We start from the raw sequence: 25,539 nt of genomic DNA, 5'->3' as shown, positions 1-25,539 counted from the left end.
CGGCAACGCACCACAAATTGCATTGCGTTGCACAAATTTGACACGATATGGGTGCTTATTAGGCGAGCCCGTGGATGGGCACTTTCCGTGAGTGCGTGTGTGCGTGACCCCTCGGCCGCTTGCCTGCCCGGCCTTCTCGAGGGGGAACATCGTTTAACCCCGTTGTGAAGGATGCAAGCCGTGACCAGCTCCACCGATCCCTTCTCCGCCTCCATTATTCCCTTCGAAGTCCCCGAGCAGGTGCGTGCGTTCGCCGAAAAGGGCGTCTCGCAGGCCCGCGACAGCTACGCCAAGTTCAAGGATGCCGCCGAAACCCATAACGGCACTATCGAGGCCGTATTCACCTCGGCCAGCAAGGGTGCCACCGAGTACAACGGCAAGCTGATCGAGTTCTTCAAGGCCAACACCTCATCCTCGCTCGATTTCGCGCAGGAGCTGCTCGGCGTGAAGACGCCGGCTGCGGCGCTGGAGCTGTGGACTTCGCATGCCAAGAAGCAGTACGAGACCTTCACCGCCCAGGCCAAGGAGCTCGCCGAGCTCGGCCAGAAGGTCGCCAGCGAGACCGTCGAGCCGATCAAGGCTTCCGCCTCGAAGTACTACAAGCCAGCTGCCTGATTGTAGCAGCAGATCGCTTCCGAAAAGCCCGGGTGAAACGACCCGGGCTTTTTGCTGCCGGTGGCCGGTTCTGCCGGCTTCCGGGGCCGGCGGCGGATTCCGCACGTTGAACGAATTGCGCTTGCCGGATGACCAATATTGTGTGACTTCGCGCACTTGCCAAAGCGAGGCGTTGCACCTAGTTTCCGGCCCATTCGCGACCCCCTTTTGGGGCTCCGCAAGGATGCAGTTGTAGCTCAGTTGGTTAGAGCGCCTGTCTGTGGAACAGGAGGTCGGTGGTTCGAGCCCACCCAACTGTACCAACAATTACGCCCCTGAATTTACCGCTCGAAGTGCCGCGACACTTGTGCTGTGGCGCGTTGTCCACCCGTGCTTGCGAATCCTTAGTCGTTCACCCACAATTCCGCCAAACTTTGGCCTGGGGGATTTGATGACGATTTTTCGAGCAGGGAATTCCCGGTTTGGATTGATGCTGGCCACCGCACTGTCGGCTTCGATCTGGTCCACCGCCGGTCACGCCTACACCCCCGAGCAGCAGCAGGCCTGTACCGGCGATGCGTTCCGGCTGTGCAGTTCCGACATTCCCGATGTCGATCGCATCACCGTCTGCATGATCCGCAACAAGTCCCAGCTTTCGCCCCCGTGCCGGGCGCATTTCAGGGCCGGCCCCGAGCCGAGTGAAGTTTCGACGAGACCCGCGGGCCGGCCGACGGTCATCCGGCCGGCCGCCCCACGCAAGGCCGCGGCCGCCAAGCCGCGCAAGAAGCCGAAAAAACCGGTGACCTGACACCGGCGCACGATTTCAAGATCTACTTAGGCGACAGCTTGAGACTTGCCGGCGGCTGTTCCAATGAACATCTCCCCGGATACGAGGAGAGGGTTCGTTGAGTAAGCATCAAAAGGAGCTCGACCGGCATTTTGCCTGGTTCGAGAAGAAGCTGCCGCGCGGGCCGGCGAAGTTCGTCGGCTGGGTGCGCAAGCCGTCGTCGTTCTATGTCCGGATTCCGCTCGCGATACTGTTGGTCGCCGGCGGCTTTCTCAGCTTCCTGCCGGTGCTCGGACTCTGGATGCTGCCGCTCGGACTCCTTTTGTTCGCGCAGGATGTGCCGCCGCTGCAGAAGCCGTTGGCGCAGGGGCTCGGATGGATCGAACGCAAATGGTTGGAGCGTCAGCGCGCAAAGCTCGAACGCGAGCGCGCCAAAAGCGTGCAGTGAGCGGTCAAGGCACTCTGCAAGGCCTCCAACCGATTCCGTTCTCGGGTCACCGGAGTTGCACGGTGTGACTCAAAAACCAGCCTTATTGGCAATTAAGTGGCTTCATCGCGGCGATCGATAAATTTTTCTTTCACGAATCAGCGCGCTGATTCATTTTCGGCTTCTGGGGTCAACTGGAGGCCAAGGTATGAACGTAATTGTTTTCGCATCACGTAAGGGAGGCTCGGGAAAAAGTACCCTGGCTGCTCACCTCGCTGCCCATGTTCACAAGGCAACGAAGCCCATTTTGCTCGTCGACGCCGATCCGCAGGGCTCGCTTACTCTCTGGCACAAATTGCGCGGCACCAACGAACCGCCGATCAAGGCCGCGGTGAATTCCGTCAGCGGCATCGTTGCTGCCGCCAAGCGCGACGGCATCGAATGGGTATTCATCGACACGCCGCCAAACCTGTCAGCTGTCGTCGACGACGCGATCCGCAATGCGACGATGGTGATCATTCCGGCGCGGCCCGGCGTGTTCGACGTCAACGCGGTGCAGGAAACCATTCAGACGTGCCGCTCGGGGCGCAAGCCTTATGCGGTCGTGATCAACGGTGCACCCGCCGAACGCGACGGCGTCGAGAGCCGCATCGTCACCATCGCGCGCGAAGCGCTGGCGAAATTCCGCGCACCGGTGTGGAGCGGCCAGATCACCAACCGCGCCGATCTGTTGATGGCGCTGAGCCAGGGCGAAGGCGCCCGCGAATATTACGCGGAAGGCCGTGCTGCGGCCGAGATCTCCAGGCTGTGGGGCGCGATCGAGCGCTCGATCAAGGCGATCCGCGGAACGGCGTCGGCATCGGGCGCCATGCACAAGCAGGCGGCGTAACAACGCCGCTTTCCTTTCTGACTGACAAAGACGCGCGGCGCTCCGCGCGTTTTTCTTTTTTGTGTGAGACTTTGTTGCTGTCATTCCGGGGCGACGCGAAGCATCGAGCCCGGAATCTCGAGATTCCGGGTCTGATCCTTCGGACCATCCCGGAATGACGGAGGAAAGTGTCCGCCTTACGCCACCATCAGCACGTAGAACACGACGACCGGCGACAGCGTCAGGATCACCGACCAGATGCCGACGGCCCACACGATGTCCTCGGTCGAAAAACCCTGTTGATCAGAAAAGCTATTGTTTTCGAAATGCACGACGCGCCCCCGCGTTCCTTGTTGCTCCTTCTCTCCCGATACGCGATCGGCTTTAAAAACCTGGTTTCGATTTCGCTTGCATTTGACCGCACCTGCTACCCGCGATTAACCACCGCCACATCTGGTTAACATTCCCTGATCGCACGGCGTCAAAGTCGAGCGAAGCCGCGCGCGCGACGTTAAAATTTTACGCGTATCAGTCCTCTCAGAAAAACATTGGGGGAATAGCGATGACCGTTCACGGCAAGAAATTTGCGATCGGCGAGTACGCCCAGTGCATGCATGACGTTCTCCTGGTCTCGTCATTCGCGATCTGGGCGATGCTGCTCGGCTTCGCGCCTGTCATGACCTATCGCCTGCTGGTGAGCTAAATCCATTTCTCCCTCTCGCCATCGCAGCGAGAGGGAGCCGATCGCATCCGTCAGGCCCGCCGCAACAATGGCGGCCTGCGCCGTTCGATTTCCTCGTCTAGCAACGCCGCCAGTTCTTCGCTCACTTGCACCATCGGGAGGCGAACCTCGGCGCTGTCGATCAGCCCGCTGCGCGCCAGCCAATGCTTGGCCGGCGCCGGGCTCGGCTCGGCGAACAACAGCCGGGTCAGCCGGGAGAGTTCCTTCCAACACGCCCGCGCACCGTCACGATCACCTTGTCCGAGCAGAGTCCGCATCGAGGCGAAGGCTTCGGTCTCTAGATGCGCCGACAACAGGATCGCACCATCGGCGCCGTCGGCGAGCGCATCGTGATACTCCGCGTCTTCGCCGGTCAGCACGCGAAAGCCCGCTGGCCGCCGCGTCAGCAAGTCGATCGACTGCGCGCGATCGGCGCTGCAATCCTTGATGCCGACGATGTTCGGATGCGCCGCAAGCTGCAGCAGCGTCTCGTTGCTGAGGCTGACGCCGGTCCGGTAGGGGATGTTGTAGAGCACGATCGGCCATGAGGCGTGGTCGGCAAGCTCTGTGAAATGCTGCAGCAGGCCGCGCTGCGATGGGCGGATGTAATAAGGGCTCGCAATCAGATAGCCGTCGATCGGCCACGCCGCCGTCTCATCCAGAGCATCCTTCATCTTCGCGGTGGAGGCGCCCGACAGGCCGAGCAGGATCGGCAAATGGCGCCCACTGCCGGAAAGCTCGCTGCGTGTCAGCGTCGCCAGCCGCTCGAGTTCGTCCGCGCGGAGCGACATGCCTTCGCCCGAGGTTGCCGCGAGAATGAAGCCGTCGATCGGGCCGGCGGCATAGTGGCGGACGAGGCGGCGCAGCGAGGCCTCGTCGAGTTCGCCGTTGCGAAACGGCGTGATCAGCGGCAGCCACAGGCCCTGCAGCCGGCTTGCCAGATCGTTAGTGGTGGGGGCAGTCATCGTTCCATCTCCTCATGGGGTGAGCCGGAGACGGGACCAATAAAAAAACCCCGTCCAGACGGCGGGGCTTCGGATCGCGGTTTGCGGGCAGTTTTAGCGCGCGCGTCGATCTCGGGTCCCCGGGTGGGGACCTTTTTTCGACGACAAGACTGCGCACGAACTCGTGATCATGTGCAGATGATGAAGGCCGAGAACCTCAATGTCAATCTGCGCGGGAACATGACACAGACGTAAAAAAAAGCCGGGCCCGAAAGAGCCCGGCTCGAGGTATTGGCCACGTGAGGCCGACACAATCACCTTCCAAGAGGGATTACTGAACCACCGCGTCACTGGAGGAGGGGGACATATGCGCGACGCGACCGCTCAGCGTTTGAGCACTATGATCCTCATCAATGCCTTGCAGCAAGCGCCCAAGCCGCATGTCAGACATGCGGTGAGCGGGCCCTCTATTAAGGAGGCTAATCCGAAACGACAGGAGCCGCTAAGACGGCCAGCGCTGCGCCTTGCTGACCACGAAGTCGCGGAACACCTGCACGCGTGCCACCGTCTTCAGTTCCTCGGGGTAGACGAAATACGTATCCACCGCGATCGAGTCGGTCTCGCCGAACAACTGCACCAGGCGGTTGTTCTCCTCGACCAGATAGTCGGGCAGGGCGGCGATGCCGAGCCCCTGCTGGCAGGCGCGGACCAATCCCAAGATATTGTTCACCTTGAAATAGGCTTCGCGCGGGCCCGAGCCGTTACGGCCGGCGTCGATCAGCCAGCTCCGGTTCTGCAGATGCGGCGGCACCTGTGCATCGCCAAGCATGATGATGCGGTGCGAGTCGAGGTCGTCCAGCGTCCGCGGCGTGCCGAAGCGCTTGATGTATTCCGGCGAGCAATAGGCATGGAAGCCGATCGAGAACAGCTTGCGCTGGATCAGGTCCGGCTGGGTCGGCTTGCGGGTCCGGATCGCAACGTCGGCCTCGCGCATCGACAGATCGAGATCCTCGTCGGTGACGATCAGCGAGATGCGGATGTCCGGATAAAGCGCGGTGAACTCGTCGAGCCGCGGGATCAGCCAGTTGATGCCCAGCGCCGGCGGCGTCGTGATCTTGAGGTCGCCGCTCGGCCGCTCGCGGCTGTCGGTGAGCTTGGCACGCGCGGCCTGCAACTGCATAAACACGTCATGCGCAGTGCGAAACAGCAAGTCGCCCTGTTCGGTGAGGATGAGGCCGCGCGCGTGGCGGTGGAACAGCGACACCGCAAGCTCCTGCTCCAACGCGCTGACCTGCCGCGATACCGCCGACTGCGACAGCCCTAATTGCTCGCCGGCATGGGTGAAGCTCCCCGCTTCCGCCGCCGCGTGAAAGACTTTCAGCTTGTCCCAGTCCATGTCAAATCCGTCCCGTGATCTAGGCATGACTATTCAGCCGCCGCGCGATCGCTCGCGCGCAAAGCAAGGAAACGTTCAGCCTCAAGCGCCGCCATGCAGCCAAGGCCGGCGGCCGTGACCGCCTGCCGGTAGGTTTCATCCGCCACGTCGCCGGCAGCGAACAGGCCGGGGATCGAGGTGGCGGTCGAGTTCGGCGCCACCTCGACATAGCCTGAAGGTTTCAGCTTGATCTGGCCTTTGACGAGGTCGGTGGCCGGCGCGTGACCAATGGCGATGAAGACGCCGTCGGCCGGCACATCCTTCAGCGTGCCGGTCTTGACGTTCTTCAGGCGCACATGGGTAACCTTGCCCGGGTTTTCGGTGCCGCAGATTTCATCGACCGCTGAGTCCCAGACCACCTTGATCTTGGGGTTCTTGAACAGGCGATCCTGCAGGATGCGCTCGGCGCGGAAATGATCGCGGCGATGCACGATCGTCACTTGCGACGCGAAGTTGGTCAGGAACATCGCCTCCTCGACCGCGGTATTGCCGCCGCCGACCACGATCACTTCCTTGCCGCGGTAGAAGAAGCCGTCACAGGTCGCGCAGGCCGAGACGCCAAAGCCCTTGAACTTTTCTTCCGAGGGGATGCCGAGCCAGCGCGCCTGCGCGCCGGTGGCCAGCACCACCGTTTCCGCCAGGTAAACGTCGCCGCTATCGCAGGTCAGCCGGAACGGCCGCTGCGCGAGTTCGAGCTTGGTGACGAGATCGGTGACGATCTTGGTGCCGACATGGGCCGCCTGCTTCTCCATCTGCTCCATCAGCCAGGGGCCCTGGATGACGTCGGCGAAGCCCGGATAGTTTTCCACGTCGGTGGTGATGGTGAGTTGTCCGCCGGGTTGGATGCCCTGGATCAGTACCGGCTCCAGCATCGCGCGCGCCGCGTAGATCGCCGCGGTGTAACCGGCGGGGCCGGAACCGATAATGACGACCTTGGCATGGATAGGCGCGGGCATCGGCGGATCCCTCTCTTATTCGGGGGTTTGTTTATGACTGTGCAGAAAGCGCCCGGCAGGACGTCGCGGGGCGCTGAAAGTGTCAAATCCAAGTCTAAGATATCTGGGTAGCTATGCAAGAATTGCAATTCATCCCAGCGAATTTTCCCCGGAACTGAAGTCACTTTTGCGAAATGTGGCGCTGCACGCGCAATAAAATTGCGCAAGCGGCCCGGCCTGGGCTAAGAGTTGCCGGTAATACCTGCTTAAGCGCAGCCAAATTAGGGAACCCGACGCGCGTGTCGAAGAATCTTGACGAAATCGACCTCCGAATCCTTGCCGAGATCCAGGCGGATGGCCGAATCACCAACGTGGAACTGGCCAAGCGCGTCGGCATCTCGCCGCCCCCCTGCTTGCGCCGCGTCCGCACGCTGGAAGAGGAAGGCTACATCCAGGGCTACCGCGGCCTGCTCGATCCGCGCCGGCTAGGTTTCGACGTCACCGTATTCGCGTCCGTCCACCTGTCCAGCCAGGCGGATGCGGATTTGCGCGCGTTCGAGGAATTCGTTCGCGCCGAGCCGCTGGTGCGGGAATGCTGGATGCTGTCGGGCGAGGTGGATTTCATCCTCAAATGCGTCGCGCCCGACATGGCGACGTTTCAGGATTTCGTCACGCACCTGACGGCTGCGCCCCACGTGCGCAACGTCAGGACGTCGCTGGTGCTGCACAATTCGAAATATGAAGCGGCAGTGCCGTTGGATGTGAAGGTCGCGGGATGAGACCCAAGCGAGTGCCGTTTCGGGCGCCGGGTGGGCAAAGCGAAGCGTGCCCACCAATTTTTTCGTGGACCGCGAATGGTGGGCACGGCGCAAGTGCGCCTTTGCCCACCCTACGGCTCACGATTACTTCTTCCGCATCATCGCGTCGGCGCTGATCGGGCCGCCGCCTGCGGTCGCCAGATAGAGACAGGCGAAGCAGAACAGGATCGCGCTCGTGCCGCCATTGAGCAGCGGCAAGAACACCGGTGCGGCAGGTGTCTTGAACATGTGCCCAATGAAATAGGCGAACGCCATCTGGCCGGACAGGATGAATGCGCTGAGGCGCGTGAACAGGCCGATCATCAACAGCGCGCCAAGCACAAGCTCGATTGTGCCGGCTACCACGATCAGCGGCGGGATCTTTGCGAACATCGGTACGGCCGGAAAACCGAGAATCTTGGCGACGCCGTATTGAAACAGCAGCAGTCCGGTGATGAAGCGAAACAGGCTCAGCGCCTGCGGCTGCCATTTGCCGAACAGTTTGTCGATTTGGTCCATCTCATCGTCCCCCTTTGTTTGACGCGCCAGAACTTGGCGTGCCGAGATTACACGGTGTTGGCAAATCGCGTGTGATGCCGACACAACACCCCTGGAATTGAATCATTCCCGTCACCTCGCCGCTGCGCGACATTTGTCGCGATTGCAACGCAGCAAGATGACACCCCGGCAGGCGCGGCATTGAGTCCACCGCCACGAATGCCGGGGTTTCTTCCGCCGATCGACTTAGTTATAATCTATAAGCATTGCCCGGGATCGGATATTCAAAAATCCGCCGCGCCACCACTCACAATCCTGTCAGCGCGACGGCAACAAAAAAGCCGCGTGGCAAACGCGGCTTTGTCGCAACAGTAACTTGCAGGTGACTACAGCATGATCCCAAGCGGATCGCGCTTTAGCGCCACTCGACCTTGGTGATCTCGTAGGCCTTGGCGCCGCCCGGCGCCATCACTTCGACGGTCGTGCCCTTCTTCTTGCCGATCAGGGCGCGGGCGAGCGGCGAGGTGATGGAGATGCGGCCCTTCTTGGCGTCGGCCTCGACTTCGCCGACGATCTGCCACACCGCCTTCTTCTCTGTGTCCTCGTCGACCAGCGTGACGGTGGCGCCGAACTTGATGGTATCGCCGGAGAGTTTCGAGATGTCGATCACGTCGGCGCGCGCGAGCTTGTCCTCGATCTCGGCGATGCGACCTTCATTGTGCGACTGCTCTTCCTTGGCCGCGTGATATTCCGCGTTCTCGGAGAGGTCGCCATGCGAGCGCGCTTCCGCAATATGCTCGATGATGCGCGGACGCTCCACCGATTGGCGCTGCTTCAACTCGACCTCCAGGGCGGCATAGCCGCTAGCAGTCATCGGAACCTTGTCCATCATTCTTCCGTCCTTCCATCGCACGAGCCGCCCATTGCGCGGAACGCACGAGGTATTTCCTAGATTTTGATTCGGGCTTTCGTGGCCCGATGCGAGCCCGCCAGCCTATTAATTTCGGCCCCTTCAGGGGCCGATTCAACATCCAAACGAGCGGTGAGTTCCAGCCATACGGCTTTATTGCCAATCGTTTAGCGGGCATTCGCCCAGCCAACGATCAGGTCTCGGAAAAGTAACTCTGCAGTGTGCGGACCTCAAGGTCCCCGCCCAGATAGGCGCGGATGCCCTGGGCGGCCGCTACAGCACCCGAAAGAGTGGTGTAATACGGCACTTTATGCAAGAGGGCAGCCCGCCGCAGCGATCGGCTGTCGGCCAGCGCCTGCGGCCCCTCGGTGGTGTTGAAGACGAGCTGGATGTCGCCATTGGTGATGGCGTCGACGATATGCGGCCGTCCTTCCAACACCTTGTTGACCTTCTCCGTCGGAATGCCCTTGTCAGTCAGGAAGCGTTGCGTGCCTGAGGTGCCCATCACCTTGAAGCCGAGCGAGTGCAGCAAGCGCACCGCATCCGCGATGCGGTCCTTGTCGGTCTCGCGCACCGAGACGAAGACGGTGCCCTTGCGCGGCACGCGGGTGCCGCCGCCGAGTTGGCTCTTGGCGAAGGCGATCTCGAACGAGCGGTCGATGCCCATGACCTCGCCGGTCGAGCGCATCTCCGGACCGAGCACGGTATCGACGCCGGGGAAGCGCGCGAAGGGGAAGACGGATTCTTTTACGCCGACATGGCCGAGCTGCTTCTTCTTCAGCTTGAAGTCGGCAAGCTTTTCGCCGGCCATGATCCGCGCGGCGATCTTCGCCACCGGCGTGCCGACGACCTTGGCGACGAAAGGCACGGTGCGCGACGCCCGCGGGTTGACTTCGAGCACATAGATCTCGCCGTCCTTGATCGCGTACTGCACGTTCATCAGGCCGACGACATCGAGGCCGAGTGCGAGCTCGCGGGTCTGCCGCTCGAGCTCCTCGATCATCTTCGCGTCAAGCGAATGCGGCGGCAGCGAACAGGCGGAATCGCCGGAGTGAATGCCGGCTTCCTCGATATGCTCCATGATGCCGACGATGAAAGTGTCCTTGCCGTCGCAGAGGCAGTCGACGTCGATCTCGGTGGCGTCGGACAAATAGCGGTCGAACAGCAGCGGGTTCTTGCCGAGCACGGTGTTGATCTGCCCTGTCTTGTCGTTGGGGTAGCGCGCCTTGACGTCGGCCGGCACCAGTTCGGGCAGGGTGCCGAGCAGGTAGTCGTTGAGCTGGTTTTCCTCGCGGATGATCTGCATCGCGCGGCCGCCCAGCACATAGGACGGGCGCACCACCAGCGGCAGGCCCAGATCGGCCGATACCAGCCGCGCCTGCTCAACCGAATAGGCGATGCCGTTCTTGGGCTGCTTCAGCCGCAACTTGTCGAGCACGCGTTTGAAACGGTCGCGGTCTTCCGCAAGGTCGATGGCGTCGGGCGAGGTGCCGAGGATCGGCACGTCGGCGGCTTCCAGCGCGCGCGCCAGCTTCAGCGGGGTCTGGCCGCCGAACTGTACGATCACGCCGTGCAGCGTGCCGTTCTGCCGCTCGGTGGCGACGATTTCCAGCACGTCCTCGGCGGTCAGCGGCTCGAAATAGAGGCGGTCGGCGGTGTCGTAGTCGGTCGAAACCGTCTCCGGATTGCAGTTGACCATGATGGTCTCGTAGCCGGCATCGTCGAGCGCGAAGCAGGCGTGGCAGCAGCAATAGTCGAATTCGATGCCCTGGCCGATCCGGTTCGGGCCGCCGCCGAGGATGATGACCTTCTTCTTGTCCGACGGCGCACTCTCATCGGCAAGCGCGCCCGCGAACGGCGCCTCATAGGTCGAATACATATAGGCGGTGGGGGAGGCGAACTCCGCCGCGCAGGTGTCGATACGCTTGAACACCGGCCGGACGCCAAGCGCATGACGCTTCGCGGTGATCTCGGCTTCGGTGGACTCGGACAGCACGGCAAGCCGCGCGTCGGAAAAGCCCATCGCCTTCAGCATGCGCATGCCATAGCCGTTCGGCGGCAGGCCGTGCGCCCTGATCTTGGCTTCCATGTCGATGATGCCGCGCATCTCGCTGAGGAACCAGGGATCGATCTTGCAGGAATTGAAGATCTCTTCATTGGACCAGCCGAGCCGCATCGCCTGCGCCACCTGCAGGATGCGGTTCGGCGTCGGCGTGCCGAGCGCGGCGCGGATCGCGTTCTTGTCGTCGCCATGGCCGAGGCCTTCGATCTCGATGTCGTCGAGCCCGGTCAGGCCGGTTTCGAGCCCGCGCAGCGCCTTCTGCAGGCTTTCCTGGAAGGTGCGGCCGATCGCCATCACCTCGCCGACCGACTTCATCGAAGTCGTCAGCGTGGTGGAGGCGCCGGGAAATTTCTCGAACGCGAAACGGGGGACCTTGGTGACGACATAGTCGATGGTCGGCTCGAACGAGGCCGGCGTCGCACCGCCCGTGATGTCGTTGGCGATTTCGTCGAGCGTGTAGCCGACCGCGAGCTTGGCGGCGACCTTGGCGATCGGGAATCCTGTCGCCTTCGATGCCAGCGCCGAGGAGCGCGACACGCGCGGATTCATCTCGATCACGACCATGCGACCGTCCTCGGGATTGACGCCGAACTGCACGTTGGATCCGCCGGTCTCGACCCCGATCTCGCGCAGCACTGCGATCGAGGCGTCGCGCATGATCTGGTATTCCTTGTCGGTCAGCGTCAGCGCCGGCGCCACCGTGATGGAATCGCCGGTGTGCACGCCCATCGGATCGAGGTTCTCGATCGAGCAGACGATGATGCAATTGTCCTTCTTGTCGCGCACCACCTCCATCTCGAACTCTTTCCAGCCGAGCACGGATTCCTCGATCAGCACTTCGTTGGTCGGGGAGGCGTCGAGGCCGCGTTCGATGATGTCGAGAAACTCTTCCTTGTTGTAGGCGATGCCGCCGCCGGTGCCGCCCATGGTGAAGGAGGGACGGATGATCGCGGGCAGCCCGATTTCGGACAGCGCCATCAGCGCCTCGCCGAGCGCGTGCTCCTGGTAGCGCTTGCGACGCTCGTTTTCGCCGATCGTCCATTGCCGTTCGAGCTCATCCAGCGCGTCGCCGGATAGTTTCTCGCGTTCGGCGAGGTATTTGTCGCGATAGGACTTCTTCAGCGCCGAGGCGTTGGCCAGCCGCGATTTCGGCGTCTGCAGGCCGATCTTCTCCATCGCGTTGCGGAACAGCTGGCGGTCTTCGGCCTTGTCGATGGCGTCGGCGGTGGCGCCGATCATCTCGACGTCGAATTTGTCGAGCGTGCCCTGCCGGCGCAGCGACAGCGCGCAGTTCAGCGCGGTCTGGCCGCCCATGGTCGGCAGCAGCGCAAAGCCGCCCGGGATGACGTAGCGTTCCTTCTCGATGATCTTGGCGACGATCTCGGGAGTGATCGGCTCGATATAAGTCGCATCCGCCAGTTCCGGATCGGTCATGATGGTGGCCGGATTGGAATTGACGAGGACGATGCGGTAGCCCTCTTCCTTCAGCGTCTTCACCGCCTGGGTGCCGGAATAGTCGAATTCGCAGGCCTGGCCGATCACGATGGGACCGGCGCCGATGATCAGGATGGTGGAGATATCTGTTCTTTTGGGCATCAGCTCTCAGACTGGAAATTGGGCACAAAAAAAGGGCGCGCATGCTGCGCGTCCCCTAAGCCAAGAGCGCGGGTCACCCTCGCGCGCGGGTGGTCTTTAGACCAGATTTTGCACCCGCGAAACCCCCAAAAACCCCTCATCAACCGCGAAATTAGGGGAAATCAGGGGGTATTGCCGAGAGCCCGGCTTCGCCCTTCGGGCTACGCCGCGGCAGCCTTCGCTACGATAGGGCTTGCCGAGCCGAGGTCCGCCTTCGCCACCGCTGGCTTGCCGAGCCGAAGCTGCGGAGCAGCGAAGGCTGGAGGCCCGGCCTGGATTTGAACCAGGATAAAGAGCATTGCACTGCTCCCGCGTCGTCGCTTCCGCCACCGGGCCGCGCCCATCATCGCCGATCACGGCGCGGTGAACCATGCTTACCGTGCTTTAGGGTTAACAACCCTGGCGCGCGTTACGCTCAGGGGCGCTGGAATGCGTGCTTCGCCACGAAGGTCATCCGCCACGGGTTGTGGCCGATATTCTGTTGCGCGCGCGAGGCGGCGAAGCCGGCGGCGGCGAGCTTGCCGATCATCTCGTCTTCGCCGTAGCGCTGCAGCCCGACACGGGTGCGCAGTTGGCGGTAGTCGGACAGCGCCGTGCTGGCGAGGCCGTACAGGGCGTCTTTCAGGAAGCCGTGAGCGCGCGCGAATTTCAGCAGCGCCAGCACGTCTCGGGCCATGCCGACTTCAGGCCGCAGGATGTCGCCCAATACCAGACGGCCATTGGGCTTCAACAGCCGGCGAATGACGGCAAACGCCGAATCCAGTTCATCCGGCGTCATGTATTGCGCGACCGAGTTCATGACGACGAGGTCGATCGAGCCCTCGCTCATCGTCCGCAGTTCATCGAGCGAACGGACGCGGATCTTGGTGTTCGGCGCAAAGCGCGCGATCAGCCGGCCGCGGACGCCAGGCGCCGGCTCGGCCAGATACAGCTTGGCGCAGGCGTCCGCCACCCTGGCGGCCGACAGCGCCTCGCCGCAGGCATAGTCCAGCACGACGGCATCGGGCGAAGCGATATAGCCGATGATATCGCGCGCGATGACCTGGAAATGCAGGTCGCGATGCAGCTTGCTCGCATAAATCGTATGCGTTGAATCGTAATAGTCGATCCATTCATCCATGCGTACAGCGCCCTGCAAGGCTGTGGTTCCGGGCCCGGAACCGCCGTGAAAGTGATGCGTTAGGTCGTCCGGCGGCCAATGTCCACCGCCGCCGCTGTCCGGTTCCTAACAGGAAGGTGCAACGTGAGCAAAGCCAACAACAAATCCGACAAGGTATCCCCCGATCTCGACACACCGACCGACCTGGCGCCGGCCGCCGTCGAGAAGATTTCGGCGTCGCTCAATACGCTGCTGGCGGACGCCTTCGCGCTCTATCTGAAGACCAAGAATTTCCACTGGCATGTCAGCGGGCGGCATTTCAATGACTATCACCTGATGCTGGACCAGCAGTCGGAAGCGATCTTCGGCACCACCGATCAGCTCGCCGAGCGGGTACGCAAGCTCGGCGGCACCACGCTGCGTTCGATCGGGCAGATCGCCAAGCTGCAGACCATTCAGGACAACAACGACGCCTATGTGCCGCCGCGCGAAATGCTGCGCGAACTGATGCAAGACAACAAGCACATGGCGGCGGCGATGCGCAAAGCCCACAAGCTTTGCGACGATCACGAGGATTCCGGCACCGCGAGCCTGCTCGAAGTCTTCATCGACGAGACCGAGCGCCGCACCTGGTTCCTGTTCGAGGCCAGCCGTCAGGAAGGCGCTAACGCGGCGTAAGCGCGGTTGCGCTTGAGCAGGCGCGCAAGGGGCAGCCTTGCCATCCCTGCGGCCCGTGGCGGCTGTCTGCAGGACATTCCGGTCGCGTCCATGCCGGTTTTGCGGTAGGCTGCGCTGTGGCTCCGAACAGCGGCTGCCCGAAGCTATTGCGCGATCCGAAGGAGGCGGGAGATGCCTATCTCTTTTCCGATGATCGTTTTGAGTTCGCAATTGGTCGTCACGGTCGCAGACGGCGTGCCGAAATTTGACGTTGCTCGGAGCTGCAAGCTCGACGTCGCCGCCACCGCGGGCCTCACCGTTGACCAGTCGATAAAGAGCTGCGTGAACGATGAACAGAAAGCGAAGCGGCAGCTCGCGGGCCAATGGTCGAAATTCCCCGCGCCAAGCCGGGCAAGCTGTATCTCGCAGGAGAGCATCGGTGGCACGCCGAGCTACGTCAGCTTGCTGACCTGTCTGCAGATGGGTCAGTGGGCCAGGTGAATGCCCGGCGTGATTTGCTGTCAGTAGCCAGGATGGAATGAACGCAGTTCGCCGCCACCATCGCGGGCGACTACTTCGTCACGATCCGGCGCGTTGGCGTCACCGTGCCCAACCGAAACCATCGAACCGCTAAGTCTCTCGAGAACACCCGCCCCAGCCGCTCCGATCCTAATATTTTCTGACGACGGGTTTTGTTGTCGGAGGCGCGCCGGGCGCCGGCGGCGAGATCGCGAAGGTGACCCAGGCATTCCAGCCACTGGGACGATTCTCTGCGGCAAACTCTCCGTAAGCCTTGAGATTGAGATAGCCCTGCATGTCGCCGACCGGAAAAAGGAATCCGATCTGGGGACCGACGCCAACCACCTGGGACTGGAAGCAGCCGACACGGTTGCCTGAACCGCTGTCGCAGCCGAGCTCCTTGTAGACATAGCCCACGAGGCCAACCATGACCTGCTTCGACAGGAACTGCGACGCACCCCAGTCGAAGTGCATGTCGACGCCGCTCTGATACTGCGTCGCAGGATTCTCGAAATTGTAGGTGAAGCCGAGCACGCCGGAGAATTCGTGGCCGGTCTGCGGATTGAAATAGGTGTAGCCTCCGCCGGCGTCGATCGCGCCGTGTCCGATGCCCAGATTTGACAAGCGCGTGGACTGGTAAGCGCCAACCGGGATGTCGCCTGTGATGTAGGCCATGTAGTTGTGGACGCCGGCGTTCCAGCGCAGTGCGAATTGCGGTATCAGATCCCCAAAACCCCATGTCGTGTCGCTGATGCTCTCGGACCGCGCGAAGGGAACGTTGCCGAAAGGTGTCGTGAGCACGCCTGACAAGGTCCCCGCCAGGCTGGTGCCGACGACGCCATAAGCTCCTATGAGGGACACCGACGCCTGGCCGCCGAGAACCGGCGTCGCGAATACATAGGTCGGGATCACAAAGCCAAGATTGCCGGTGGCGTTGAGGCTCAAATTCAGATTTGCATTTAAGGTAAGGTTGGCCGGAACCCTGCCGAGCGTGAATTCGCGCGAACGCGCGACGTCAGCGCCGGCCGATACGGAGGTGTGGTAGTAGATGTTCGCTAACGACCAACCCGGCTGCTGCGGCGTGGCCGCCAAGCTTCCAAAGAATCCGGGGACCCAGAAGCTGATGCCGTGTTCATCGGCGTGTGCCACGCCGGAAAGGGTGGCCAGCATCGCAATCGACAGGCTGGCACCTGAATACTTGAGCAGGGCGTTGAGTCCTTCTCGATTGAATGGTTTGTGCGCCATCTGCTTGCTCCCAATGCCTGGAGATCACAGTGATCAACCCGAGATTGACATGGATTGAATATCTCGTCGCAAGCCATCGCTCTGCGAAACGGGTCCAAATCGAAAATCTGTTGCGACTGTTGCGCCAAAGTCGCGAGACCATCGCCCGCTATTCACCTTAACAGGCATTGCGAGAGCGTAACGGCAGCGGATCGGTTGCGGGACGATGACGCCTGCGCGGCCGCACGCGGGTCGTCCTGCCGGCCGCCACCGGACGGCAGGCTCGCCCGATGCCGTCAAAGATACGCGGTGTACGAGTTGATCCAGACCAGGATCGACATGATCAGGCCAATGACGCCAGCGTTCTCTGCGAACACGGTGGCGGTGCCGGGCATCCCGAGCCTGAGCTGGCTGCGGTCGATGTCCTTCGGCGTGGAAATGATCGCCGGATAGGCCTTGGCGCCGCCGATCGATCCCACCTTCGCCAGCGTTCCCGAAACCGCAATCTCGCCCTGTCCCACGCCCAGCGGGATCCCCGTGATGGTCGCGTCGTGAATGCGGCCGGGGTCATTGTCGAACACGAGCTTGACCCGCGCGCCGGGCTTGATGGTCTTAAATCCGTTGGGCGAGAACATGCCGACGATTGTGATCTCGTCGGTGACGATGAACGACATCACCGCACGCGCTTGCGTTGCGCGGTCGCCGACCGATAGCGCCATGACCGTGACGGAGCCGTCGCCGGGTGCGCGGATCGTGGTCTGCTCCAGCTCCCATTTGGCGTTGTCGAGCTGGGCCTCGATTTGAGCGACCGTCGTATTGGTGCCGCCGATCTCCGAGTCCATGGCGAGCTTCGCGTTCAGCTGCGTGGCCTTGGCCGCTTGGAGCTGAAATTCCACCGTCTCGTCCTGGACCTGCGTGTCTTGCAGGCGAAACTCGGTTTGCGCGCCCTGACCGACGAGCTTGCTGTAATCGGCAAGCCGCTGGCTGTGATAGGCGAGCTGCTTGCCCAACCCCTCGACGTTCGCAGTCGCCTGCTCGTAGTTGGCTGCGAGCTGCTTCACCTGCTGCTTGGCGCCAACCAGCGAAGCCTCGAGCTGGTCAACCTTGTATTTGAACGGTGTTGGATCGATGCGGAATAGCGTAGTCCGGGCTTTCACCGGCTCGTTCGGCTTGACCGGTATCTCGACCACCTGGCCCGAGACGTTAGGCGCGACCTCGACCACCCGCGAGATCACGACGAAGCTTCCCGACGGGGTCAAATAGTTGAACAACGCCACGAACACCGCGAGGATGAATGCGCCGATCAGCACCGCCACGGTGCCGGAGCCCCAGCCCCACTTGACCAGCTTGAGCTTGGAGAAGATGAGCCACACGAGGACGACATAGAGCGTCAGGATGATGAGCATGACTGGCTCCTAGCGTGGGTAGAATCGCTGCAGCAATTTGATTGACCTCATCTCAGTGTCGTGCCGGTCCCGCTGCTGGCCTGCGGCCGATGCATGCGAGGCAAGCATGCGTCTGGCAGTGGCCAGCTAGATCATTGCCGGACGAGCTCGATCTCGCTCGGCCGCCAGGTCTTGGCGAAGAACGGCTCGAGCGGGCTATAGAGGCGAAGGATGGTCCACCAGCCCTCGCCGGGCATAGTCTGAATCCAGTTGCCCCGATTGACGCCCGCGGGCTGAGTCGGACCGAAGTAAATCGTCGTCGAGCCGTCGGCGTTCGGTTCTGCCGCCGGCGACGGATAGCTCTGGCTGCCGGCGCGCGGATAACGCTGCGGCGTATCGAGAAATGAGCGCGTCATCACGTCATAGACGGTGAATGACCAGAAGTTCGCCTCCGGAATGTCCTTGGGAAGTGTCACCTTGTAGGTTTTGGCGCCGTCGAAGTAGGTCTTGTTGGCGTCTACCGTCGCAATTAGATACTGCGAGCCGATGCCGGTAAGACGCATGGCCATACCGGGCGTGATGCCGATATAGCTGTAGAAGAACGATGTGCGCGCATCCATCTGGCGATACCCCGTCGGAGGGAACGGCTTGGCTCCCTCTGGTGTGACCTCAGGGATCGGCGTCTCGAATTCGTGGCCGGTGACGAAGAGCGGGTTCAGCCAGGCTGAATCCGGGTAATAGAACCAGCTTTTGTCACGCGCATTCATCGTCAGGCTGCGCGCCGTCGCGTTGCCGACGGCGAGTGCGTCGGTCATGATCTTCTTCATGCGCTCGTCAGGCTTGAATTCTTTGCCCTTGATGATGCCGATCGCCGCCAAAGGGCCCATCAGCTCGGGATCGAGCGAAGTCGCCGGCTCCGTCTGCACGACCGTGTTGAGCATTTCAAAGTAGCTCCAGTCGTTAGGCGGAACGGTGTTCATTGCCTTGCCGCTTCCTTCGTGAAATACGGTTGGCGGAGGCGAAGCGATCCGACCGAGCTTGGCCTTACCGGCCAAAAACTCGGAGATCGGCGTCCCAACGCCGCCCGGTTCGTAAGGATAAATCTTGGTGAACTTCCGGATGGACACGGCGGCCGGCTTCGGATCGTTCTTGTTCGCAATGAATGCGCGGCCGAACCACCAGTTGATGTATGTGCGCGAGCGCACGACGTAGAAGCCGCCTTCCGGCAGTTCTCCCTTGTAGTCCGGCGGCACGATCAGGTATTTGCCGCCTTGACCGCGGTCGGGTCCCGGCAGGCCGACGTCGGTAACCCAGCGGGACCAGTGGTCGTCGATAGCGCCGAGAATGTTCGGTCCCACCTCTAGCACCTTCGGCCCCTTGCTGAGGTCGAGGATGGCGAATACGTAGACGGCATTGCCTGTGAGCATCAGCGATTTGGCATCCAACAGTTCGGACCACACAACGACCTCGTTGTCCTTGGCGCCGAAGTCATGGAAGCCCTTTCGAATAGCCTCTATGTTGGGGCCCTGCATCGTGTCGGTGACCGCCCGAAATGCATTGCTGAAATCAAGGTTGTCATAGACCCGCTCCAAGGTCGCCTTGCTCGGCAAGCCATCCTTGAACTCCAGCGTGCCAATGCGCGACTCGACCTTGTCCGGCGTGACGAGCGACGGAGGTATTGTCGCTTGGGCGACGGCACCACCTCCGCCGAAAAGAGCTGCCGCGTAGATGATTGCGAATGCGGGAAGCGTGCGGTGTCCAAGTTTCATGGCTTTTGACTCCATTTCCTTGTCGGGGAAGCGCTATTTCCATTCGAACGGGTAGATGACCTTCCACTCCGTCTTCATGCTCACCATCGTCCACCCATGCTTGAGCGCAGCGTCCCAGGCCTTGTCGAGCTTTCCGACATGGGCCTCGCGATCATAGGCCCACTCGCGTTCGGCATCGGTATGGTGAACGATGCCGGCAAAGCGTGCGCCAGCCCCGGCCGTCGTCCACTGCAGCATCTGCAAATCGCCATCGGAATTGCCGAAGGCGAAGATCGGTCGCCGTCCAATGAAGCGGTTGATCCCCGCAGGTTTACCGGGCCCGTCGTCGACAAAATCGACTTTGGGAAGCTTCAACAAGACCGGCTTGCCGTCCGGGCCGATATTGAATTGCGTTGCGCCCGACGAGCCCACGATCTGCTCGGGCGGTATGCCGTAGGCCTTCTCGGCCCAGGGCCGCATGTAGTCGATGCCGCTGCCGGATACGATGAAGGTCTTGAACCCGTTGGCGCGCAGATACGCGAGCAGCTCCAGCATCGGCTGGTAGACGAGATCGGTGTAAGGCCGGTTGAACCGGGGATGGCGCGCCGTCGCGACCCAGTGAGCACGATCTTGTCGAATTCTTCCACACTCATCCCGGAATGGGTTGCTTCGGCGATCTGCAACAGCCCCTTGTCGCCGGCCGCGATCAATGCCTTGGAGTCGTTCTCGAGCACTGCCTTAAATGGTTGCTCTGTTTTCCATTCCGGATGCCGCGATGCCATCGTCCTGACCCGGTCGAACGCGAAAACCGATTGAAAAAAGTTCGGCTGCTCGGATATCAGCGTGCCGTCCATGTCGAAGGTCGCAATACGATCCGGCTGCGGTACGAAATCTGCATTGTCTTGGGTGGTGACACGCACGACGAATTCCGTGATGGACTTCTTCGCTGCGCCATCATTCCAGGAAGGCAGAGGGTCGGTCTGGGCGCGCGCGGGCGAGCAAACAATTGCCGCGGCCAGCGTGAGAAGCGCGCCCGCCAAGCTGGCGCGTGCCGCCTTCCTGAAGCGATCTCTGCGGCTGAGATTCATGGCGCTACTCCGGTCCGTGTTGCGGCCGTCGCGGTCTATCGAACGCGTTGTCCGATAAGCCGAAGGCAGTTGATCTCACTATGCGCTCGGGCTTCTGCCTGTGTGCGGCATTCCTATCGCCTGTCGATCCTCTGCTCGAGCCTGTCGATTCTCTGCTCGATCCTTTCGATCGCGCCCGAACCAACAGTGGCGACAAGTTCAATCTCGCTCGGGCGCCAGGTCTTGTCGAAGAACGGCTGCAATGGGCTGTAAAGGCGCAGCCACGTGAACCAGCCCTTGCCGGGGACGGTCTGGATCCAGTTGCCACGCTTGACGCCCGCCGGCTGGGTCGGTCCGATGTAGATCGTCGTCGAACCGTCGGCATTCGGTTCCGCAGCGGGCGACGGATAGCTCTGGCTGCCGGCGCGCGGATAGCGCTGCGGCGTGTCGAGCATCGATCGTGTCATGTTGTCGTACACGGTAAATGACCAGAAGTTTTCTTCCGGGATGCCCTTGGGCAGCGTCACCCTGTAGGTCTTGCCGCCGTCGAGATAGTTCTTGTCGGCATCGAGCGAGGCGAAGAGGTACTGCGAGCCGATGCCGGTCAGGCGCATGGCCATGGCCGGGGTGATGCCGGTGACGCCGTAGAAGTACCATCGGCGCGCATCCAGTTGTCGGTAGCCCGTCGGCGGGAAGGGCTTAGCACCCTCGCGCGTGATCATCGGGATTGGCGTCTCGAACTCGTAGCCGGAAACGAACAGCGGATTTAGCCACGCCGAGTCGGGGTAATAGGTCCAACTCGGATTGCGCGGATGCAGGAACAGTGCACGCGACTCCGCATTGGCGAGCGCAAGTGCTTCGGTAAGGATCTTTTTCATCCGCGTGTCGGGCGCGAATGGTTTGCCCTTGATGATACCGATGGCGGCGATCGGCCCCATCAGCTCGGGGTCGAGCGCGGTGGCCGGCTCCTGCTGCACGACCTCGTTGAGCATCTCATAGAAGGTCCAGTCGTTGGGCGGAATGGTGTTCATCACCTTGCCGCTGCCCTCGTGGAACACAGTCGGCGGCGGCGGAATGACGCGGCCGAGCTTTGCCTTGCCCGCCAGGAACTCGGAGATGGGTGTGCCGACGCCGCCGGGTTCGTAGCGATAGACCTTGGTGAACTTCCGGATGGTGTCGACGACTGGCTTCGGATCGCTATGGTTCTCCAGGAACGACCGGCCAAACCATAAGACGAAGTTGGTGCGGGAGTGCGCCACACTGAATTCGCCCTCGGGCAACGGTCCGTTGTATCCCGGCGGCACAATCAGGTACTTGCCGCCCTCACCCCGATCGGGTCCGGGTAAACCAAGGTCGATGACCCAGCGGAACCAATAGTCTTGAACACCGCCCAGAAACTTCGGTGGCGCCTCGATCACCATGGGGCCTTGCGTGAGGTCGAGGAAGCCGAGGACGTAGATCGTGTCGGCATTGGCGGTCAGGAACAGCGACTTGGCATCCATCAATTCGGAAAAGACGAGAACCTCATTGTCCTTGACGCCGACGCTGTGGAAACCCTTGCGGAATGCGTGGATGCTGACGCCCTGCAGCGTATCCGAGAACGCGCGAAGCGCGTGCGTCGAGTCGATGCTGTCGTAGATCTTCTCCAGGGTCGCCTTGCTCGGTGCGCCTTCCTTGAATTCGAGCGTGCCGATATGGGTCTCGACCTTGTCCGGCGTCACAAGGCCCGGAGGAATTCCCGCGGGCGTCTGAGCGGCGGCCAAGCGCGGAAGTGACAACGCAGCGCAGGCCGCGGCGGCTGCAACTATTCGCACCGACTGCTTCATGGTTTCCTCTCCTTTATTCGACGCTCCGCCCCCTCTGACTGCGGCTCGAGCAGCACACCTGTTGTCGGGTTACCGGATCGGCTTTGCGCCCCGACGGCGTCTCAGAAAATCGATAGGAAGCGACCACAAGCTTGGCCGGCTGTATTTGTCTTCGAAAAGCGCGGTCCATTGCCGCGCGTATGTGCCTGCTACTTCCGAGCGATGTTCGCCCTTGCGGCATCCTTCAAACGAAAGTAACTTCTCAGTAGGCAGGTTTCGCCGCTATCCGAATCCTACAAACGACTATCGAGCCAGCCATGCGTATAGTCGGGAGCAGGGATCGCCATGCCGCCCGCCGTCCGCCGCAGCCAGCTACTGCAAGTGATCAACGAGACTTTCGACGACATCGACGCGATGGCGGCGAGAGCGCTGGAATGGGATCAGGAATACGAACAGATCGGCTGCGGTCGATTTCGCGGAGAGTTGACGCAGCTTGTTCTGGCGGGACTTCAATTGAACCGCGAGCGGTGGTCGCCAGGCGTCTTGCAGACGGGAACGGCGCCGAAGAATAGCTGGGTCTTCGGTCTCCCGCTAAAGGCGGAGGGTTCGCTGCACGTCCGCCGGCGTCCGGTCAAGCGCGGCGAGTTGCTCGCGGCGACGTGGCGTGATGACATCGGTTTCGCAGCGACCGGGCCCACCGATCTTATGATCGTCGTTCTTCCCACCGATCTCATTCACCGATGGATGCAGGTGCGACGCGGCGTCAACGGAATGGACCCCGATCTACCTCCGCGCCACTGGGCTGTGTCGGCGGCGGAGATGGCTCGCCGCGCCCGTGCACTGGCCGGCTTGCTCAACGATGTGTTCGACCGATCCAGGCTCGATGTGACGGAGGGGCTTCTCACGCGTATGGAATCGAGAATTTCGGACACCATTCTCGACATGATTCCCTCGGCAGAAGTCATCGAGTCGCTTCACAGCCGCGCGCGGATCGCCCGGGCGGTTTTGCAATTGCTGCACGACCGCCGCGATGACCCACCGAGCGTGACGGAGATGTGCGAACAGGTGGACGCCAGGGAGCGCACCCTGTTCCTGAGCTGCATTGAAGCGTTCGGGCGGCCACCCGCACAGCTATTGCTGGAGCTTAGGCTGAACGCAGTGCACCGTGCGCTTGTTCATCCCATCGAAGGGACGAGCGTCACCAGCGCAGCATCCCACTATGGGTTCACACATTTCGGACGATTTTCGTCCATGTACTTCCGCCAATTTGGCGAACTGCCCTCCGCCACGCTCGCGAAGTCGCTGGGATCGAGCTAATTGATCCCAATGTCGGCTTGGGGGCCAGCAACGGACTTAGCTCGTCGTTGGCTGCGAGTTGCTTCACCTGCTGCTTGGCGCCAACCAGCGAAGCCTCGAGCTGGTCAACCTTGTACTTGAACGGTGTTGGATCGATGCGGAACAGCGTCGTCCCGGCTTTCACCGGCTCGTTCGGCTTGATCGGTATCTCGATCACCTGGCCCGAGACGTTAGGCGCGACCTCGACCACCCGCGAGATCACGACGAAGCTTCCCGACGGGGTCAAATAGTTGAACAACGCCACGAACACCGCGAGGATGAATGCGCCGATCAGCACCGCCACGGTGCCGGAGGCCCAACCCCATCTGACCAGCTTGAGCTTGGAAAGATGAGCCACACGAGGACCAGATAGAGCGTCAGGATGATGAGCATGACGGGCTCCTGGAGTAGCCTGCAGTCAACTCGTCCGATCGCAGCGCCGATCATCATTGGACGCACTTCTGGACGACTGGCTTCACCCAGAAAGGGCTTGGTCTTCGAGTCTGAAGCCGGCAAGCCACCGGCGAGAAATCGGACGCCGGCGCCGAAGCGCCGGCGTGCCGTCAACTTTCATTGGGCCGACAAGCCGACCGTTGTCTGCGACTTCACAACCGGCGGCGGATTCCATTTGCCGGTCAGCGCCTCTGACTTCGGCGCGTACAGGCGCATGGTGAGATTGAAGGCTCCCTTCGGCGCCGGCAGCCAGTTGGCTTCCTTGTCCTTGCCGGGGCTTTCGTTCTGGAAATACAGATCGAGCGACCCGTCCGCATTGTACTTGAACGGCATCCAGCTACTGACGGCGAAGCGGTTGAGGGCGTTGCCGACCTGGAATCCCTCCGGATCGTACAGTGTGATCGACCAGAAGGCGTTGACCGGCGGAGCGGCGCCTTTCTCGAACGTGATGGTGTACTTGTTTGCGCCGTCCAGCGGCTTGCCGGATTCGTCGCCGAGATTGAGCGGATAGATGGCGTCCTCGGGCAGGTTGGCTCCGAGCCCCACTTGCGAGATGATCGCCCGCTTCAGGTAGTAGTTGCCGTAAACGCCCATGGTGTCCGTGTTCATGGACCAGTTGTTGGCGACACGCGCCAGCGTCGGCACCTTCCACGCCATCAGCTTCTGGGCTTCCTGCGGCGCGGCTGCGAGTCCCCGTTGCACGGCGGGATCGAGCTTGCTGATATCAAAGCTCTTGCCGGGTTCGATGCCGATTCTCCGCATCTGGGCGATGATCGGCTCGTCAGTGACGTGCGGCGGATGGAGCTTGAGCAACTCGGCTGCATAGGCGAAATAGGCGGCAGCAGTCATGGTGTCGACCTGGACCTTGGGCGGCGTTTTCATGTCCACGCTCGGGTCGGACTTGAATTCGACCGTCTTGGGCGTCTTTCCAAATTCGGAGAGCGGCGTGACTTTGTAACCCGCCTGGATCTGGTTGACCGCATTGTAGTCTGGCGGACCATCTGTCTTGGTGCGGCCAATCACCCAGACATAGGGTGTTGGCGCCTCGATCCGCTGGGTGTCCTTGGGAAGCTTGAACTCCTCGACAAACCTGTCGCGCAGGTCCGGCCGCCAGCCGGGCGGCGTCAGCAGGTAGGTGCCGGCCTTGGTGCCCGTGGTTCGCCATCCGGGCGAGGCAAACACGTCCGTCCACATGTCGAGCATCGGCAGCAGATAGTAACGTCCATTGGTATCGGGAACGCTGACGACGACGGGCTCCCTGGTCATATCCAGCCAGGAGGAGGAATAGAGCGTATCGAAATTCGGCCGCACGACACCCTTGAAATCGGCCGGCGGGTATTCGCGCGCATTGGCGAACGTATTCATCGGGCCTTTAAGGCTCTCTTTTCCGGCTTCAACGTTTGTGAGTTGCTTCCTCGTGACGTCCATCGATAGCAGAGAATAAAAATAGACGTAGGCGTCCACTGCAATGGCGCGCGCCTCATCCTCGTTGATGGGCGCCGCTGTCTGGGCCAGCGCTGCCGGGGCCGCGCCGAGGCAGAGAGACAATGTCAGCGTTAGAATTCCTCGAAACATGTCGAATCCTCCTCTTCTGATGTCTGCTGTGGTTGTTTGTGAGAAGCTCGGAGCATCTG

The 25,539-nt window shown here is 61.7% G+C and carries 23 protein-coding genes, 2 tRNA genes and 1 pseudogene; 10 read left to right on the top strand and 16 right to left on the bottom strand.

The genetic code is table 11. The annotated features are described in order from the left end of the window. The first annotated feature begins 180 nt into the window (after nucleotides 1–180). The 5 genes from AC0QUY_RS08010 (at nucleotide 181) to AC0QUY_RS07990 (ending at nucleotide 2,697) form a co-directional block, all read left to right on the top strand. Nucleotides 181–615 carry a phasin gene (locus AC0QUY_RS08010; protein WP_475386424.1) on the top strand — a complete coding sequence of 145 codons (435 nt, stop codon included), beginning with the start codon at nucleotides 181–183 and terminating at the stop codon, nucleotides 613–615. Between the two features lie 225 nt (nucleotides 616–840). Next, a tRNA-His gene (locus tag AC0QUY_RS08005) sits at nucleotides 841–917 on the top strand. 128 nt (nucleotides 918–1,045) lie between these two features. Beyond that, complete coding sequence (locus AC0QUY_RS08000) at nucleotides 1,046–1,402, top strand: hypothetical protein (RefSeq protein WP_475386423.1); 357 nt, start codon at nucleotides 1,046–1,048, stop codon at nucleotides 1,400–1,402. Nucleotides 1,403–1,499: 97 nt separating this feature from the next. After that, nucleotides 1,500–1,829 (top strand): hypothetical protein, encoded by a 330-nt coding sequence (locus tag AC0QUY_RS07995; protein ID WP_161851868.1) that lies wholly within the window; start codon nucleotides 1,500–1,502, stop codon nucleotides 1,827–1,829. A gap of 187 nt (nucleotides 1,830–2,016) precedes the next feature. Continuing rightward, nucleotides 2,017–2,697: a ParA family protein gene (locus AC0QUY_RS07990; RefSeq protein ID WP_161851869.1), complete on the top strand. Its 681-nt coding sequence runs from the start codon at nucleotides 2,017–2,019 to the stop codon at nucleotides 2,695–2,697. A 176-nt stretch (nucleotides 2,698–2,873) separates the two neighbouring features. Here AC0QUY_RS07990 and AC0QUY_RS07985 read toward each other — a convergent pair whose 3' ends face one another. Beyond that, the gene (locus tag AC0QUY_RS07985) at nucleotides 2,874–3,008 is read right to left on the bottom strand and encodes a hypothetical protein (protein WP_256380318.1); all 135 of its coding nucleotides are present in this window, start codon (nucleotides 3,006–3,008) and stop codon (nucleotides 2,874–2,876) included. 230 nt (nucleotides 3,009–3,238) lie between these two features. Between AC0QUY_RS07985 and AC0QUY_RS07980 the strand changes: the two genes are divergently transcribed. Beyond that, nucleotides 3,239–3,379, top strand: a complete 141-nt coding sequence (locus AC0QUY_RS07980; protein ID WP_475386422.1) for a hypothetical protein — start codon at nucleotides 3,239–3,241, stop codon at nucleotides 3,377–3,379. Between the two features lie 50 nt (nucleotides 3,380–3,429). Here the strand turns inward: AC0QUY_RS07980 and dapA are convergent, their stop codons facing one another. The 3 genes from dapA to trxB all read right to left on the bottom strand — a co-directional run bounded on the left by dapA (nucleotide 3,430) and on the right by trxB (nucleotide 6,732). Beyond that, nucleotides 3,430–4,362, bottom strand: a complete 933-nt coding sequence (dapA, locus tag AC0QUY_RS07975) for a 4-hydroxy-tetrahydrodipicolinate synthase (protein WP_475386421.1) — start codon at nucleotides 4,360–4,362, stop codon at nucleotides 3,430–3,432. A gap of 481 nt (nucleotides 4,363–4,843) precedes the next feature. Next, nucleotides 4,844–5,764, bottom strand: a complete 921-nt coding sequence (locus AC0QUY_RS07970; RefSeq protein WP_161851872.1) for a LysR family transcriptional regulator — start codon at nucleotides 5,762–5,764, stop codon at nucleotides 4,844–4,846. Nucleotides 5,765–5,766: 2 nt separating this feature from the next. Next, the gene (trxB, locus tag AC0QUY_RS07965; RefSeq protein WP_475386420.1) at nucleotides 5,767–6,732 is read right to left on the bottom strand and encodes a thioredoxin-disulfide reductase; all 966 of its coding nucleotides are present in this window, start codon (nucleotides 6,730–6,732) and stop codon (nucleotides 5,767–5,769) included. A gap of 278 nt (nucleotides 6,733–7,010) precedes the next feature. Between trxB and AC0QUY_RS07960 the strand changes: the two genes are divergently transcribed. Next, nucleotides 7,011–7,490, top strand: a complete 480-nt coding sequence (locus tag AC0QUY_RS07960; RefSeq protein ID WP_161851874.1) for an Lrp/AsnC family transcriptional regulator — start codon at nucleotides 7,011–7,013, stop codon at nucleotides 7,488–7,490. Between the two features lie 123 nt (nucleotides 7,491–7,613). Here the strand turns inward: AC0QUY_RS07960 and AC0QUY_RS07955 are convergent, their stop codons facing one another. From AC0QUY_RS07955 to AC0QUY_RS07935, 5 genes are all read right to left on the bottom strand, one after another. Next, entirely contained in the window at nucleotides 7,614–8,027 is a 414-nt protein-coding gene (locus AC0QUY_RS07955; RefSeq protein WP_475386419.1) for a DoxX family protein, read from the bottom strand. 394 nt (nucleotides 8,028–8,421) lie between these two features. Next, entirely contained in the window at nucleotides 8,422–8,895 is a 474-nt protein-coding gene (gene greA / locus AC0QUY_RS07950; protein ID WP_202639309.1) for a transcription elongation factor GreA, read from the bottom strand. Nucleotides 8,896–9,109: 214 nt separating this feature from the next. Beyond that, nucleotides 9,110–12,574: a carbamoyl-phosphate synthase large subunit gene (gene carB, locus AC0QUY_RS07945; RefSeq protein ID WP_475386417.1), complete on the bottom strand. Its 3,465-nt coding sequence runs from the start codon at nucleotides 12,572–12,574 to the stop codon at nucleotides 9,110–9,112. A 299-nt stretch (nucleotides 12,575–12,873) separates the two neighbouring features. Then, nucleotides 12,874–12,949: transfer RNA gene (locus AC0QUY_RS07940), tRNA-OTHER, on the bottom strand. A 79-nt stretch (nucleotides 12,950–13,028) separates the two neighbouring features. Further along, nucleotides 13,029–13,733, bottom strand: coding sequence for a class I SAM-dependent methyltransferase (locus tag AC0QUY_RS07935; RefSeq protein WP_475386416.1), 705 nt, complete (start codon nucleotides 13,731–13,733; stop codon nucleotides 13,029–13,031). A 123-nt stretch (nucleotides 13,734–13,856) separates the two neighbouring features. Between AC0QUY_RS07935 and AC0QUY_RS07930 the strand changes: the two genes are divergently transcribed. Together AC0QUY_RS07930 and AC0QUY_RS07925 are read left to right on the top strand one after the other, a co-directional pair. Then, nucleotides 13,857–14,390 (top strand): Dps family protein, encoded by a 534-nt coding sequence (locus tag AC0QUY_RS07930; RefSeq protein ID WP_202639256.1) that lies wholly within the window; start codon nucleotides 13,857–13,859, stop codon nucleotides 14,388–14,390. A 171-nt stretch (nucleotides 14,391–14,561) separates the two neighbouring features. Further along, nucleotides 14,562–14,870 carry a hypothetical protein gene (locus AC0QUY_RS07925; RefSeq protein WP_161851879.1) on the top strand — a complete coding sequence of 103 codons (309 nt, stop codon included), beginning with the start codon at nucleotides 14,562–14,564 and terminating at the stop codon, nucleotides 14,868–14,870. A 168-nt stretch (nucleotides 14,871–15,038) separates the two neighbouring features. Here the strand turns inward: AC0QUY_RS07925 and AC0QUY_RS07920 are convergent, their stop codons facing one another. From AC0QUY_RS07920 to AC0QUY_RS07900, 5 genes and pseudogenes are all read right to left on the bottom strand, one after another. Beyond that, entirely contained in the window at nucleotides 15,039–16,058 is a 1,020-nt protein-coding gene (locus tag AC0QUY_RS07920; RefSeq protein ID WP_475386464.1) for a SphA family protein, read from the bottom strand. Between the two features lie 350 nt (nucleotides 16,059–16,408). Then, nucleotides 16,409–17,518 (bottom strand): HlyD family secretion protein, encoded by a 1,110-nt coding sequence (locus tag AC0QUY_RS07915; protein ID WP_475386415.1) that lies wholly within the window; start codon nucleotides 17,516–17,518, stop codon nucleotides 16,409–16,411. Between the two features lie 131 nt (nucleotides 17,519–17,649). Further along, entirely contained in the window at nucleotides 17,650–19,266 is a 1,617-nt protein-coding gene (locus AC0QUY_RS07910) for a DUF1254 domain-containing protein (RefSeq protein ID WP_475386414.1), read from the bottom strand. A gap of 33 nt (nucleotides 19,267–19,299) precedes the next feature. Beyond that, nucleotides 19,300–20,333 (bottom strand): annotated as a pseudogene (locus AC0QUY_RS07905) (HAD family hydrolase). Nucleotides 20,334–20,446: 113 nt separating this feature from the next. Further along, nucleotides 20,447–22,138, bottom strand: a complete 1,692-nt coding sequence (locus tag AC0QUY_RS07900; protein ID WP_475386413.1) for a DUF1254 domain-containing protein — start codon at nucleotides 22,136–22,138, stop codon at nucleotides 20,447–20,449. 324 nt (nucleotides 22,139–22,462) lie between these two features. Here AC0QUY_RS07900 and AC0QUY_RS07895 point away from each other — a divergent pair, with 324 nt between their 5' ends. Further along, nucleotides 22,463–23,434, top strand: a complete 972-nt coding sequence (locus AC0QUY_RS07895; protein WP_475386412.1) for a helix-turn-helix domain-containing protein — start codon at nucleotides 22,463–22,465, stop codon at nucleotides 23,432–23,434. Here the strand turns inward: AC0QUY_RS07895 and AC0QUY_RS07890 are convergent. Next, the gene (locus AC0QUY_RS07890; protein WP_475386411.1) at nucleotides 23,343–23,810 is read right to left on the bottom strand and encodes a hypothetical protein; all 468 of its coding nucleotides are present in this window, start codon (nucleotides 23,808–23,810) and stop codon (nucleotides 23,343–23,345) included. The two genes, AC0QUY_RS07895 and AC0QUY_RS07890, sit on opposite strands and share 92 nt — an antisense overlap. 212 nt (nucleotides 23,811–24,022) lie before the next feature. Further along, nucleotides 24,023–25,480: a DUF1254 domain-containing protein gene (locus AC0QUY_RS07885; RefSeq protein WP_475386410.1), complete on the bottom strand. Its 1,458-nt coding sequence runs from the start codon at nucleotides 25,478–25,480 to the stop codon at nucleotides 24,023–24,025. Between the last annotated feature and the right edge of the window lie 59 nt (nucleotides 25,481–25,539).

The sequence above is a fragment of the Bradyrhizobium sp. WYCCWR15520 genome (assembly GCF_056174665.1).
The sequence above is the reverse complement of the archived record's forward strand: the minus strand, read 5'-3'. Positions and strand labels throughout refer to the sequence as shown.